This is a genomic window from Nocardioides zeae, from assembly GCF_010686755.1.
GTDB classification, from domain to species: domain Bacteria; phylum Actinomycetota; class Actinomycetes; order Propionibacteriales; family Nocardioidaceae; genus Nocardioides; species Nocardioides zeae.
On the sequence record NZ_JAAGXA010000006.1, the window covers coordinates 149,223 to 162,747 of the forward strand.

Below are 13,525 nucleotides of genomic sequence, written 5' to 3' on the forward strand. Positions count from 1 at the left end.
ACGCTCCGGTCAATCCGCCGTGGCATGAAGACACGGCGCTCCGTTAGCGACCACGGGTCCTCGCGGTCCGGGTTGCGGGGTCGAAATCGCGCCAGCGTACTCAATGTTGTCACAGAACTAAGTGACGTACCACAGCGGGGGAAGAGTGGACGAGAAAGTACTCGCGGCTCAGCGGTTCGTGAACGAATACAATGTTTCGGGTATTCCGAAGTTAGAGGAGACCGGCCGAACGGGGTGGCCGGTCATGCGAGCCCTGACTAGGGTTCTGCAGTATCATCTGGGGATCTCAAACTTGTCCGACTCGTTCGGTCCAGCAACAATGGCGGCATTGCAGGCGAATTATCCAAGCGTCGACACCACAAGCATCTTGGGCGGCATCAACCGGGTCATTCAAAGCGCCCTTTATTGCAAGGGGTACGACGGCGAAGACATCAATGGGGTGTTCGGGTCGCGCACGGCGGCGGCGGTGACCAAGATGAAGACTGAGATGGGTGTGATCGGTAGCTCGCCAGGCGGAAGCGTCACGCCAAAAGTATTCAAAGCTCTCCTGAACTTGGATGCCTACGTGCTGCTCACGGGAGGCACAAGCTCGGTCCAGAGTGTCCAGCGCTGGATGAACGGCAAGTACCTCTCTCGACGCGACTATCAGATCATCCCGTGCGACGGAAACTTCTCGCGGGACGTGCAATCGGCGCTCATGTACGCGATCCAGTACACTGCTGGCATGGCGGATGGCGTTGCCAACGGCAACTTCGGGCCGGGGACTCAGAGCGCTTTGCAAAGCAATCCGTTAACCGTCGGGTCGACTGGTGATTGGGTCCGCCTGTTTTCGGCTGCGATGCTCTTCAATCGGCGTCCGAATGTCACGTTCACGTCCACATACACGTCTACCCTGTCAACACGAGTAAAAACCTTCCAGTCGTTCGTGAAGTTGCCACAGAGCGGCAATGCTGATTTCGCCACTTGGGCCTCACTTCTAGTCTCGCATGGTGATCAGTCGCGCTCCGGGACTGCAGCAGATACCTCCACCACGCTGAACGCTGCGCGCATTGACGCGCTAAAGGCCGCCGGCTATCAGGTGGTAGGGCGCTACCTCTGTCGCACGCCTGGAAGCTCGTTCGCGAAAGAAATTCAGCCCGGGGAACTTGCACTCTGCGCAAGCAAAGGTCTCAAAGTGTTTCCGATTTTTCAGACTTCGGGCGACGAGGTTGGCTACTTCACCTACGAGCGTGGACTGAATTCAGGGCACACGGCTCTCAATTATGCCCGCTGGCACGGATTCAAGCCCGGTTCACGCATTTACTTTGCGGTGGACTTTGACGCCATGGATCACGAGGTCGATTCGGCTATTATTCCCTACTTCAGTGGAATCGCCGACGTTATGCAGAGCTACGGCTTCGAATACAAGACCGGGATCTACGCGTCTCGAAACATTTGTTCCCGAGTAAGTGCGCTCGAGCTCGCGGATGCAAGCTTCGTGTCAGACATGTCGTCTAAATTCTCCGGCAACATGGGGTATCCGCTTCCGGCCAACTGGGCGTTCGATCAGATTGTTACTACGACCGTGGGGACTGGTAGCGGCGCGATAGCAGTTGACAAGAATATTGCGTCTGGTCGGGATGTGGGACAAGCGACCTTCAGTCCGACTGGGACCGGCGGTGGATTTAATGAGCGTAAGTTTCCGTTCGAGCAGCGCGGGTTGCTGTTGGACAATCTTCGAACGTATCTGTTCGGACTGGGCTATGGCGACACGGGGTCTCCTGGGCCGGAGGGGCTCCTACGGCTCCGCAGCACCCCGGAATCTCTCGATAAGGTCCTCGAACACGACGAGTTGATCACGTCGCTGGCTAACACCCTTCGTATTCGCAAAGCCCTGATCCAGAGCGTCTTGTTCCAAGAGGTGCGCCACTACTCGTCGCAGGACGTTCTCAGTGACACATGGGTTGTGCAGTATCACGAAGGGCTTGGCGCGCTTCCAGGGTACCCAAGCGACTCTTCTACGGGCATTGGACAGATCTACGGATGGGTAGCGATCCAGGCCCGAAACTGGGGGATTGTGAATAGCAAGATCGGTGGTGTGCAGATGGACTCGCAGAACGAGGATCATTGCTACCTGGTCTGGAAAAAGCTGAAGAATGACGAGTCATTTAACGTGTCAACGATTCCGCTTGTGTTGCTTCATGGGGCATCCAAGATGTCCGACGTTACCCCTCCGCATCTCGATTCCACTGACGCACACACGCAGCGCATCTTGGGCCGTTACAACGGAACGGGCGACGCAGCCGACGAGTACGGAGCAAAGGTCTTTGGCTATTATCAAATCTTTGAGGCATTCAATCTTGCGGCACGGAGTTTCATCTGATGTCGGGTGATTGGCGGACCCAAGCTAGTTCAGGGAGCGAATGTGACCATTTCTGAGCTGGGCCCACGCCTCTCGAGACGCACTGTCTCCCTCGTCGGTGCAGGACTTGCGGCGGCGTCGGGAGGGGCCCTGACACTGGGCGCGATTGCTCCGGCGGCCAGCGGAGCGATGCTGCCGCCAGCGCAGCTTGTTGCAGAGCCGAAGCTCAGCGCCAACGGCTGGCCGGTGGCCGATGCCACGAACTCTACCTACGTCTGGTCGAGGCCGCTTCCTGGAGTCGGAGGGGCCGTAGATATTGCCCCCGGCGAAGTTGAGGATATCCTCCGTCGTCTTGTCCTGAGGTTCCATTACGAGGTTCTCGAGCTAGTCGAGGGCGATGTACTGGGGTGGGCGCCAGAGTCGGAACTGACTGGTGGTTCCGAGAACAACCGGATGTCGGGTACTGCGGTCCAGGTGCTACCTGGCCACTACCCAGCCGGCGTCCGAGGCCTCATGTTCGAGCGGGAGATGAGTGCCGTACGGCAGATCGTTGATGAGCTGAGGGGAGTCGTGCGTTGGGGAGGAGATACACCCGGCGGTTCCCTTGGGTACTTCGAGATTGCGCGTCCACCGGGTGACCCTCAGCTCACCGTCCTGGCCGGTGACATCGGCCGAAGCAACGATCGGAACGCCCGGCGCCCAGGCTCGCTCGGTTAAGCTCGTGAAAACTGGCCCTGGAGGGGGAGGTGTGCCGATGCGCCACAAGGTGAAGAGATTCGCCACCGTAACCGGCGTGGTCGTCGTCGGATACCTTGTGATAATAGGTCTCTGGAGTTTTGGCGTCGGTCCGGGGCTGCCAAGTAAGGACGAACTGCCCGAACTTCCTTCAGATGTTGCCGTGGTGGGTTCCGACGAATCGTGTGGTCCAAGTAACTGCGGACGAAGTGTGACGGTAATCAGCGACGGCGAGTCGGGCGAGGCGTTAGCGAGGCGACTCTCGGGCGTCGTTGATGAAGGCTGTTCCGTGCGAGGCATCCTGGATTTTCGTAGGAAGTGTACCGGTGTGATAGCTCGCGAGGACCGCGTCGAAGTCTTTGTAACCATAGAGGGCGTTCTTTAGATTAGTCTTTGACGTTGCGCTGATCTGTACGAGCCGAGTTGGTAGGCGGGCATAGATCAGCGGCGAGGGATTTCAGAGGTCCGATGAGTTCGGTCGGACGCTGAGCAAGTTCTTGTAAGGCGGCACCACAATCGTCGGCTCTACGAAGACGAATGCGCCGGGCTATCCCGTGAATGATCGGGGACAGACATGGACTGAGCAACGGGGACCGATGGGCATTCCTGACCTCCTGGCAGTTGTGGACGACTGGGCGTCGAGGGTCATGTGTCGAAGGAGACGTGACGGAGTCAGTTTCCCCGAGCTGGGTATAGATTGAGTAAGATCTAGCCGTCTTCAACACGCAGCGACCGAGTGATTTCAAGGTGACTGCCTCCGATGGACAAACCGTCTCGGACTCGTATCGTGTTAACCCTGGAGTTATCCCACGCGGCTTGAACTTTGCCTGAGGGTGGCGATTCGTCGCGGGGAGGAGCGGACCCTGAAGGCGTGTTTCCAAGCCGGAGTGCGAGTCCACGACGGCCAGTTCTGCACCCGCCCGTTGGATTTCATCGAGCCCGATTCCCACAGGAACTCGTTGGTCTAATCTGCTGGCCCCCTCGCCTGGTCTGCATGACCGGCGGCGCGGGATGACACCCACGACCCTTGAGAACGGATGGTTGACCATCTCCAACTCCGTGAAGCGGAGGATGAAGCTGGCTGGCGAGACCGCGAGGCGTGGGCGGACACCGCTCGGCGACGAGGGCCTGGGGAGGTTGGGTGCGCAACGGCTCGGTGATCGCATCGAGATTGTTACCAGCACGGGCGACGGGTCCACTCATCGTATGGAGTTCGACTGGCGGGACTTTGTGAACCGCGATTCCCTTCGAGAATTTCCAGTCACAATCTCGACGGTCGACGATGGCAGGCGGAAATCGGGCAGGCTGACGGCACCCGCGGCGGGGGAGTGCGGGCCGGGCACCGCGGCGGCCAGGCCGGTCGCGAGGCTGGCGCTGTCGAGGATCTCGATGGCCTTCGCGTCGACCGTGTCGACGTCGGTGATCTCGATCGGGCGGTCGTGCTGGCGCCAGGCCTGGAGCACGTCCTTGGCGAGGTCGCGACTGTTCTCGGCCGCCTCGAGGATGTTGCGCTGGTACTGGTTGATCGCGTTCGTGACGCACGCGCTGGTGGTCGCCTGTCGGAAGGTGGCGTCCTGGTAGCGGTACACGACGTCGGTGAGGTCCTCGTAGAAGTCGTAGAACCCGGTGGCGGCGAGCGAGGCCCAGGACTCCTGCAGCTGACGGACGAATCCCGGCATGGAGGTGTCGCTGCCGACGTCGTACTGGCGGGTGAATTCGTAGAGCTGCGTGGCGGTCGTGCCCAGCGACTCGCACGCCGGGACCATCGTGGGGACATCGGGCAGGATGACCAGGTCGGCGTGGCTGACGAGGTCGCCGACCGACGGGTACCACGCCTGGTCGAAGGCGAGGCGGATCTGCTCGGACGCGACGTAGTGGGTGGTGTTGCCGCCCGACGTGAAGGAGTAGTTCAGCGCCCACGAGGGGTTGAACGGGTAGTCCGTCGGCACGACTGCGTCGCTGTCGGAGACCTGGGACTCCAGGTCGAGCTCCGGCTTCTCGACCGCATCGGCGTGGACCATCGCGCTCGTCTCGAAGAAGCCGTAGGCCTTCTCGAGCCCGTTGAGCTGGTGGACGAGCTCGGCCACCTCGGTGCACACGGCGCGGAACTCCTCGGCGAAGGACATGTCAGCCCTCCCAGGCCGGGGTCGGCGAGGTGGCGGGAGTGCCGCCGTACCCCTTCTCGTCCAGCCAGCCCTGGTGCTGGGCGAAGAAGGCGGCCGCCTCCGCGTCGGTGGCGGCGAAGTCGTCGGCGATCTCGTCCAGTGCGACGGCCGAGTCGTTCATCGTGCTGACGACGGTGCCGATGTTGACGACCAGCGCCTCGGCGAGGTTCCCGATGTCGGTCCCGATCCGGTGCCCGGTCTTGCCGACCTGGGCGACGATCGTGGAGCTGGCCGCGACGATGGCGCCGCCGCGCGCGCTCATGAGCTGCGCGTGCGCAGGTACGTCGACGTGAGCGGCGCGGTAGATGCGTTCGAGCCGGAGTTCGATGGACATGACAGATCTCCTGGACGGTGTGGCCGAGGTCACCGACGTTTCCACGCGGCGCTGCCCCACAAACGCGACCCACCCTCCAGGGCGCGGTTCCGGCATAGCCCGCCACCGGCGAAAGGTTGAAGGTTAGAGTCCGGGTATCGGTGCTGTTCCGCTCCTCCGTCTAGCCAAGGGCGTTCTCGGGGTGGCCAGCGGACGACAGGGGGGGCGACGTGTCCGCGGTAGACGACGACGGCATCGCGCGCTTGGCCTCGGCCGAGCGCCTCGCCGACCTGGAGTCGTCGGGCCTGCTCGACGAGCCGATCGTCGGCGCGCTCGATGCGCTCACGAAGGTGGCCCACACCGCTCTCGGGGACGACACGACCGCACTGGTCACGGCCATCACCGCAGACGAGCAGATCGTCGTGAGCCTCGCCTCCCACGGCGCTCCGGGCGACCGGCCCCTGCCCGTCCCGCTGTCGCACTCTCTGTGCAAGACGGTCGTCATCACGGGCGAGCCCCACGTGGACGCTGCGGTCGCCGACGACGTCCTGCATCCTGGCAAGTGGAGCCACCTCGGCGTGGGCGCCTACGCCGGCTTCCCCCTGCGCGGCCCCCGGGGCACGGTCCTCGGTGCTGTCTGCGTCATCACGCCGGAACCCCGTGCGTGGACCTCCCTCGACCTGCAGGTCATGCGTTCGCTCACGACGGCTGCGGAGTTCGTCGTGTCGATGCTGGCGATCGCCCGCCGCGAGCGGTTGGCACGCCTCAGCGGCGCGGTGCCTCTCGAACCCGTGGCGCGGGTGCAGCACGGGCTGCGGACGCCCCTGACGAGCCTGCTGGGATTCCTCGAGCTGCTCGTCGACGGATCCGTCGGCGACCTCACGGTCGAGCAGCTCGACGCGCTGGAGCGCTGCCGTCGCAACGCCCTGGAGCTGCGCGACGCCGTCGACGTGCTGGGGACGCTCGGCGCCTAGCCTCTAGGCTGACGACTACCGCCGGACCAGGACCGAGGAGTGCCGATGCCCCGAGCTGCTCGCCTTGCGCTGCACGCCTGCGTGATCGTCTTGCTCGGGGTGGTCGGGTACGTCCTGGGCGGGTCGGGACCGTGGGGCTTCGCAGGCTTCATGCTGATCATCGGCGCTGCCATGACGGCGGCCATCTTCGGCGCGTCGAAGCGCGCGAAGGACGAGCAGCCGGACCAGGCGTGAGCTCCGCCGCCCTCGCTACGGCAGTGGCACGCCTCGTCGGTCAGCCAACGTGGGACGGGCGCATCGGCATCGGATCGTTCCTGCAGGTGGAGAGCGGGCCGCCTGCGGCGCGCGGTCCCGGCGATCGGCGCGACTACGGTGACTACCACCTGTGGTTCTACGGGTGCTCGTGGGAGATCCGTGACGGCGATCGCCTGGTCGCGGCGTCGACGGCACGGTCATGATGGGGGGCCGCTAGCCATGACGATCCGAACAAGGGCCTCGTCGCGCGCACTCGTCCTGACCGCAGTCATCGCGCCCGCCCTCGTCGGCTGCTCGGCACTGGACGACGCCCTCGACGTCACCAGCGCGTCGTGCGCCTCCGACGACCTCGACATCCTTCTCGCAGCCGTCGAGGAGGATCCCGCGCTCCGTGATCCCTACGTCACCGACACCTGCGACAGCGACGCGAGCGGCGGCGGGGTGCGGCAGGTTACCGCGACGATCGCGCTCGGTCAGGAGGAGTCCGTCGCGCACCTGGTGGAGACCTACGGTTGCGAGGTCGCCGAAGGCGGCGAGGGCGAACGGCTGGTGGACCTGACCGGGTGCGCCGTGGGGGACGGGCTCGCAGCCGACGCGAGTCTCAGCCTCGAACCGGACCTCGGAACGACCGCCACCTTCTGGCTCACCGCGGGGTGAGCCGCGGTGGCGCGTCAGCCCCGGTGCCCGACCGCCGCACCTCGGCGCAGCCCCACGACCGCCGCCACCAGCAGCGCCACCGCCGCGACCGACGCCGCGACGACCACCGCGTCGGTCCCGTCCGACAGCCCCGTCACGGCGATGCCGAGCAACGCCCAGAGGCCGGCCGCGGCGTACGCGGCGAGACGCCCGACGAGCACCAGTGCCACGAGGGTGACGGTGGCAACGGCCACCACGGCGAGCTGCCAGCCGACGTCGTCCGCGTCGACGAGGCCCCAGCCGACCATCGCCGTGGAGAGGTTGAGGAAGAAGGCGGCGGAGACCCAGCCGGCGTACAGGCCGAAGGCGATCCGCGTCAGCGTCCGGTGGCCGCGGGGCGCCAGCTCGTGGCCCGTGCGGGCCAGCGTGAGGACGCCGTCGACGGCGAAGCCGAACATGAGGGCGAGCGCGAGGAACGTCGCCGTGCTGCTGTCCAGCGCGGCCATGAGGATCCACAGCGTGCCGCCCAGGTAGAGCCCGATCTGGTCGAGCTGCAGCCGCAGCGGGACGCGGCGGTCGCGCTTCGCCATCGTCGAGACCGCCTGCACGATCGCCAGCGCGTAGATCACGCCCCAGATCGAGAACGCCCAGCCCACGGGGGTGATGAGCAGCTCCGCACCCGACCCGCTGCCGGGGGACGCGCCGGGCCCGTTGATCGTCGCGATCGGGGCGACCACCTGCAGCACGGCGGCGGCGAGCACCGCGTTGGCGAGCCGTCGCTGGCGGGGGTGCGGCCGCTCGGCGGACTGGGTGCGTTCCATGCCGTCGAGCGTACGGATCGCGACCCACCCGGCCGGGCGAGAAGCGTCCGCCCGGCGGCGCTCCGTGGTGGAACCGGAGCGCACGGGTGCACCGGATCCACCCCCCAGGCGGCCGCCCGCCGACGTACCCGCCGTCATCTGTGCGATCACGTCACCCGGCACGTCCTGAGCCGCAGCGCGGTTCGCGCCGGGGCCACGGTGCCGACGCGCACGCCGCGCACCAGACACGGGGCCGGAGCGGACGACGCGGTAGTTCGCTGAGCACCCGTCTGCTCAGAGAACCACCGCGTCGCTCTGGCGCGCACCGCCCGGCAGGCGCACCATGTCGACATGACCGACCTTCCCGACAAGATCGGCATGACCGACCCCGAGCGACGAGCTCGCGAGATCGCCGACCGGGTCCTGCCGCTGCCCCGCCCGACGGCGCCGACGGAGAAAGAACGCGCGGACTCCGACCCGCGACACGCCGACCCCGAGGGCCGATCGGTCCGCGTTTTCCTCCCCGACGCAGCGCCGGGGCAGCCTCAGCCTCCCCGACGCAGCGCCGGGGCAGCCTCAGCCCCGCGGCCGCAGCACGTAGGCCGTGTAGCCGTAGTCCGCGCCGTACGCCGCCCGCACGCCGATCTCCTCGCCCACCTGCGCCAGCAGGTCGTCCGGGACGCCCTCGCCACGCAGCTGCTCGAGCCGGGCGCCGAGCGGGCCGTAGTACTCCTGCCAGTCGCTCTCGGGGAGCACGTACGTCGCGTGCACCGTCCACTCCGCCGCCTGCATCGCCGCCACGTTGGCCGCCGTCGTGCGCATCCCGGGGTAGGCCGCCCAGAAGTCACGCGCACCGGGCGCGGGGTCGGGCGTGAGCCACTCCGCCTCGGTCAGCACGACCGCCCCGCCGGGAGCGAGCAGCCGTCGCCAGGAGTCCAGCGCGGTGTCGACCCCGACGACGTACGCCGACCCCTCCGCCCACAGGAGGTCGACGGATCCGTCCGCCAGCGGGAGGGCGTCCATCGAGGCGCGCAGCGGGCTGACGCGGTCGGCGACGCCGGCGGCCCGCGCCCGCTCGGCCAGCGCGGCCAGGAACGGCTCATGGAGGTCGACCGCCGTGACGTGGCCGCCCGTCAGCCGGGCCAGCGGCACGGTCGCAGGTCCGGTGCCGCAGCCGACGTCGAGCACGCGGGGCGCGGCTGCCAGGTTCCCGACGAGCCCGAGCAGGAGGGCCGTCGTGGCCTCGGAGCCGGGCGCCTCCCGGGGGAGGCCGTCGTGGACGCGCCAGAAGACGCTCGCGAGGTCGGTCACGGCAGCGCAGCCTGCCAGCGGCTACGCGTCCGCGGCCAGCGGATTACCCCCGCTCCACGACCGCCTTGATCGCCGCCAGCGTCACCGGGATGCCCTCGCGCGCCATCTGCTCGCGCAGCTCGACCCCCTCGGGCCCGAACTTCGCGGTCACGAACTCCTGCCCCCGCGGCGTGAACTCCCACGACTCGGTCAGGCGCGAGCCGCCGTCGACCGGCTCGATCGTGTAGCTCCAGAACACCCGCCTGTCGTTCACGGCCCACCCGAACGCCCGGCCCGGGTCGGCGACGACCACCTCCGAGCGGGTCTCCCACGTGCGGTCGGGGGTCTCGTTGCGGCCGGTGAAGTGCGCCCCGACCCGTGGGCCGTCGCCCTCGTCCCACCAGCAGGCGCGACAGATCGGGGACCACTCGCCGGTGCGGGTGACGTCGGAGACGACGTCCCACACCGCCTCGGGGGAGGCGGCGACGACGATCGAGTCCGAGAAGGTGCGGGAGGACGTCATGACCGTGAGTCTGCACCCTCGGTCGCGTCGGCGTCCTCCTGCTCCCGCGCCTCGGCCAGCGTGGCCGGCACGGCGGGCCGCAGCCGGCGGTAGACCGTCCAGGCGACGCCCAGCGCCAGCAGGCTGTAGAGCCCGATGGTGATGGGGCTGCTCACCAGCGTCAGCGGGTCGTTGCCGGAGTTGCTCATGGCGTCGCGCAGCGAGTACTCGGCCAAGGGCCCGAGGATCACCGCGATGAGCACCGGCGCGAGCGGCACGTCGTTGCGCCGCATCACGAAGGCGAGCAGCCCGAGGGCGCACATGAGCACGAGGTCGGTCTGGCTGGCGCCCGTGGCGTAGACGCCGAGGCTGGCGAACACCGTGATCCCCGCGTAGAGGTACGACTGCGGGAGCATCAGCAGCTTCGCCCACAACGGCGCGAACGGCAGGTTGAGCACGAGCAGCACGATCGCCGCCAGGAAGAGCGCCGCCAGCAGGGCCCACACGATCTCGCCGTTGCGCTCGAAGAGCAGCGGGCCAGGCTGCATGCCGTATTGCTGGAACGTCGCCAGCAGCAGTGCCGCCGTCGCCGAGGTGGGGAGGCCCAGGGCGAGGAGCGCGCCCATCGCGGAGCCGGCGGTCGCGTTGCCCGCGGCCTCCGGACCGGCGACGCCCTCGATGGCGCCGGTGCCGAACTCCGGCTCCTCCTTGCGTCGGTCGAGCTGCTTCTCGGTGGTGTAGGAGAGGAACGTGGGCACCTCGGCGCCGCCGGCCGGGATGATGCCGAACGGGATCCCGATGCCGGCGCCGCGGAGCCACGCGGGCAGCGCCCGGCGGAACTCGCGGCCCGAGAGCCACGGCCGGCCCCGGGACGGGATGAGCTCCGTGCCGCCCGAGCGTCCGTGGCGGCCCGCGACGTGGAGCACCTCGCCGACGGCGAGCACCGCGACGGTGATGACGACGATGCTGATCCCGTCGAAGAGCGCGGGCACGTCGAAGGTGAACCGCGCCGTACCGGTCGACTGGTCGGTGCCCACGAGGGCGAGGGCGAGGCCGAACACCAGGGCGGCGACGCCGCGGAGCGGCGACTCCGACACGACGGTCGAGATGGCGACGAAGGCGAAGAGGGCGAGGGCGAAGTACTCGCCCGGCCCGAACCGCGTCGCCAGGTCCGCCATCGTCGGGGCGAAGAACACGACGAGGACGGTGGCGAGGATCGAGCCGGTGAACGCGCCGATCGCCGACGTCGCGAGCGCCTGGGGAGCGCGTCCGCCGCGCGCCATCGCGTGGCCCTCGAAGGTCGTCGCGATGGCCGTCGAGTTGCCCGGCGTGTTCATGAGGATGCCGGCCGTCGAGTCGCCGAAGAGGCCGCCGAAGTAGATGCCGGAGAACATGATGAGTGCCGCGAGCGGGTCGAGCGTGAACGTCATCGGCAGCAGCAGCGCGACCGCCATCGCCGAGCCGAGGCCCGGCATCACGCCGACCGCGGTGCCGAGGAAGGCCCCGACGACGACCCACAGCAGGTTCATGGGGGTGAGCACGTCGCCGAAGCCGCCGGCGAGGCTGGTGAGCTGGTCCATGGTCAGCCCCTTCCGAGGAGGCCGGACGGCAGCGCGAGACCGAGCATGCCGCTGAAGGTGATCTGCACGACCGACGCGAGGATGAAGCCGACGGTGATGCTGCGCAGGAGGTTGCGGTTGCCGAGGCCGGTCGCGACGGTCGCGAACAGGGCCGTCGCCATCACCAGCCAGCCGACCGTCTCGAGCAGCGCGGTGAACGCGAGCAGCCCGCCGAAGGTCGTCAGGACAGCGCGCCAGTTGGTGTCGGCGCTCGCCGCGTGGTCCCGGGCACGCTGCTCCGCGGGCTTCGCGAACGCCGCGCGCACGAGCAGCACCGCGACGACGGTCGCGATGCCCATGACCAGCCACGCGAAGCCCTGGGGGCCGAGCAGGCCGCCGTCGCCGACGACGTCCATCGTGAGGTTGCCGTGGAGGAGCACGCCCGCGAGGACGAGCAGCAGCAGCGCGAGCACGAGCTCCCCGCGTCCGCTCAGCACCGTACGGCGCGGGGCCGCCGCCACCGGGGCGCTCACAGGATCCCCAGGTCGGTCAGGAGGCCGCGCGTGCGGACCTCCTCGCCGGCGATGAAGTCGGCGAACTCGTCGGGCCCGGTGAAGCTGTCGTCCCAGCGGTTCCGCTCGATCGCCTGGCCCCACGAGTCCGTCCCGAACATCTCCTCGGTGATCGCGAGCAGCTCCGCGCGCTCGGCGTCGGAGATGCCGGGCGGAGCGACGACACCGCGCCAGTTGACGAGGTCGACGCCCGCGTAGCCCTCCTCCGCCACCGTCGGCGCGTCCACGCCGTCGAGGCGCTCCGGGGCGACGACGGCGAGGGCCCGGAGCCGTCCGCCGTCGATGAGGTCGCGGAAGTCGTTGTAGCCGCTGACGCCGACCGGCACCGTGCCGCTCGCCTCCGACAGCAGCGACAAGGTGAGCTCGCCGCCGCCCGCGTGGGGCGTGTAGTGCAGGTCGGCCGGGTCGATGCCGGCGGCCGCGGCCAGCTGGCCGGAGACGAGGTGGTCGACCGACCCGGCGGACCCCCCGCCGATCGGGATGGTCGGGTCCTCCTGCCAGTCCGCCACGAAGTCGTCGAGGGTGGCCCAGGGGGAGTCGGTCGGCACGGCGATCACCTCGTAGTCGTCGGCGAGCCGCGCGATCGGGGTCACGTCGGTGAGGCGGGCGGAGCCGCCGCCCATCTCGACGCCGCCGACCATGGCGGCGCCCGTGACCATCAGGGTCGTCGCGTCGCCCTCGAAGCGCACGAGCTGGCCCAGGCCGATGGTCCCGCCGGCGCCGGGCACGTTGACGACCTGGACGTTGCCCACGATGCCGTCGCCGCGGACGGCCTGCTGGTACTCCCGCGCCGCGAGGTCGTAGCCACCGCCCGCTGCGGCGGGCGCGATCATGGTGAGCGCGGAGCGGGCCTGGGCGTCGCCGTCGCCGCCTCGGGCGTCCTGGACGGCGAAGAAGCCCGTGGTGACGGCCAGCGTGAGGCCGATCCCGGCGCCGAGGAGGCCGCGGTCGCCGATCATCGCTTCACCTTCACGGCGAGCACGTCGCAGTCGGCCGCGAGCAGGATGCGCTGCGCGGTGCTGCCCATCAGGAGCTTGCCGACCGGCGAGCGGTGCCGGATGCCCACGACGAGCAGCGCGGCGGCGTGCTGCCGGGCCGCCTCGAGCACGGCGTCGGCGGCGTCGGACGCGAGGACGCGCTCGACCCGGGCGGTCACGCCGACGGCCGCGGCCTCGGTCAGGTAGCCCTCGAGGGTCGTGTCGGCGGCGTGCTTCGGGTCGGCGAGCGCGTCGTTCGACGACACGTTGAGGACCACGAGGTCGGTGCCCCGCATCCGGGCCTGCTCCAGCGCGGAGCGGAAGGCGGTGTCGGCGGACGGGGCGGGGGAGTGGGCGAGGACGACGGTCATCGTTCTCCTTGGTCGGGTGCGGCTGACCGTGTCGA

At 68.2% G+C, this 13,525-nt stretch carries 15 protein-coding genes; 6 read left to right on the forward strand and 9 right to left on the reverse strand.

The genetic code is table 11. From position 1 onward, the window contains the following. Positions 1–292: 292 nt before the first annotated feature. Complete coding sequence (locus G3T38_RS10325; RefSeq protein ID WP_206675848.1) at positions 293–2,362, forward strand: glycoside hydrolase domain-containing protein; 2,070 nt, start codon at positions 293–295, stop codon at positions 2,360–2,362. A 733-nt stretch (positions 2,363–3,095) separates the two neighbouring features. Then, the gene (locus tag G3T38_RS10330) at positions 3,096–3,461 is read left to right on the forward strand and encodes a hypothetical protein (protein WP_163772219.1); all 366 of its coding nucleotides are present in this window, start codon (positions 3,096–3,098) and stop codon (positions 3,459–3,461) included. Between the two features lie 814 nt (positions 3,462–4,275). Here the strand turns inward: G3T38_RS10330 and G3T38_RS21580 are convergent. Together G3T38_RS21580 and G3T38_RS10340 are read right to left on the reverse strand one after the other, a co-directional pair. Beyond that, a complete protein-coding gene (locus G3T38_RS21580; RefSeq protein WP_241728719.1) occupies positions 4,276–5,202 on the reverse strand; it encodes a hypothetical protein in 927 nt (308 codons plus the stop codon). A 1-nt stretch (position 5,203) separates the two neighbouring features. Then, positions 5,204–5,575 carry a hypothetical protein gene (locus G3T38_RS10340; RefSeq protein WP_163772220.1) on the reverse strand — a complete coding sequence of 124 codons (372 nt, stop codon included), beginning with the start codon at positions 5,573–5,575 and terminating at the stop codon, positions 5,204–5,206. A gap of 209 nt (positions 5,576–5,784) precedes the next feature. Here G3T38_RS10340 and G3T38_RS10345 point away from each other — a divergent pair, with 209 nt between their 5' ends. Genes G3T38_RS10345 through G3T38_RS10360 form a run of 4 tightly spaced genes read left to right on the forward strand, consistent with a single transcriptional unit; the run spans position 5,785 to position 7,440 of the window. Further along, positions 5,785–6,528, forward strand: a complete 744-nt coding sequence (locus G3T38_RS10345; RefSeq protein ID WP_163772221.1) for a GAF domain-containing protein — start codon at positions 5,785–5,787, stop codon at positions 6,526–6,528. A gap of 45 nt (positions 6,529–6,573) precedes the next feature. Further along, positions 6,574–6,762, forward strand: coding sequence for a hypothetical protein (locus G3T38_RS10350; protein ID WP_163772222.1), 189 nt, complete (start codon positions 6,574–6,576; stop codon positions 6,760–6,762). 23 nt (positions 6,763–6,785) lie between these two features. Next, a complete protein-coding gene (locus G3T38_RS10355; RefSeq protein WP_163772223.1) occupies positions 6,786–6,986 on the forward strand; it encodes a hypothetical protein in 201 nt (66 codons plus the stop codon). Between the two features lie 16 nt (positions 6,987–7,002). After that, positions 7,003–7,440: a hypothetical protein gene (locus G3T38_RS10360; protein ID WP_163772224.1), complete on the forward strand. Its 438-nt coding sequence runs from the start codon at positions 7,003–7,005 to the stop codon at positions 7,438–7,440. A gap of 14 nt (positions 7,441–7,454) precedes the next feature. Here the strand turns inward: G3T38_RS10360 and G3T38_RS10365 are convergent, their stop codons facing one another. The 7 genes from G3T38_RS10365 to G3T38_RS10395 all read right to left on the reverse strand — a co-directional run bounded on the left by G3T38_RS10365 (position 7,455) and on the right by G3T38_RS10395 (position 13,490). Further along, entirely contained in the window at positions 7,455–8,240 is a 786-nt protein-coding gene (locus tag G3T38_RS10365) for an MFS transporter (protein WP_163772225.1), read from the reverse strand. A gap of 555 nt (positions 8,241–8,795) precedes the next feature. After that, positions 8,796–9,530: a methyltransferase domain-containing protein gene (locus G3T38_RS10370; protein ID WP_163772226.1), complete on the reverse strand. Its 735-nt coding sequence runs from the start codon at positions 9,528–9,530 to the stop codon at positions 8,796–8,798. Positions 9,531–9,573: 43 nt separating this feature from the next. Further along, positions 9,574–10,032 carry an SRPBCC family protein gene (locus G3T38_RS10375; RefSeq protein ID WP_163772227.1) on the reverse strand — a complete coding sequence of 153 codons (459 nt, stop codon included), beginning with the start codon at positions 10,030–10,032 and terminating at the stop codon, positions 9,574–9,576. Continuing rightward, positions 10,029–11,591, reverse strand: a complete 1,563-nt coding sequence (locus G3T38_RS10380) for a tripartite tricarboxylate transporter permease (RefSeq protein ID WP_163772228.1) — start codon at positions 11,589–11,591, stop codon at positions 10,029–10,031. The genes G3T38_RS10375 and G3T38_RS10380 overlap by 4 nt, the downstream gene beginning before the upstream one ends. A 2-nt stretch (positions 11,592–11,593) precedes the next feature. Next, on the reverse strand, positions 11,594–12,103 hold the full coding sequence (locus G3T38_RS10385; RefSeq protein WP_163772229.1) for a tripartite tricarboxylate transporter TctB family protein: 510 nt from the start codon (positions 12,101–12,103) through the stop codon (positions 11,594–11,596). After that, positions 12,100–13,101, reverse strand: coding sequence for a Bug family tripartite tricarboxylate transporter substrate binding protein (locus G3T38_RS10390; protein WP_163772230.1), 1,002 nt, complete (start codon positions 13,099–13,101; stop codon positions 12,100–12,102). The genes G3T38_RS10385 and G3T38_RS10390 overlap by 4 nt, the downstream gene beginning before the upstream one ends. After that, the gene (locus G3T38_RS10395; protein WP_163772231.1) at positions 13,098–13,490 is read right to left on the reverse strand and encodes a universal stress protein; all 393 of its coding nucleotides are present in this window, start codon (positions 13,488–13,490) and stop codon (positions 13,098–13,100) included. Before G3T38_RS10395 ends, G3T38_RS10390 begins: the two co-directional genes overlap by 4 nt. Between the last annotated feature and the right edge of the window lie 35 nt (positions 13,491–13,525).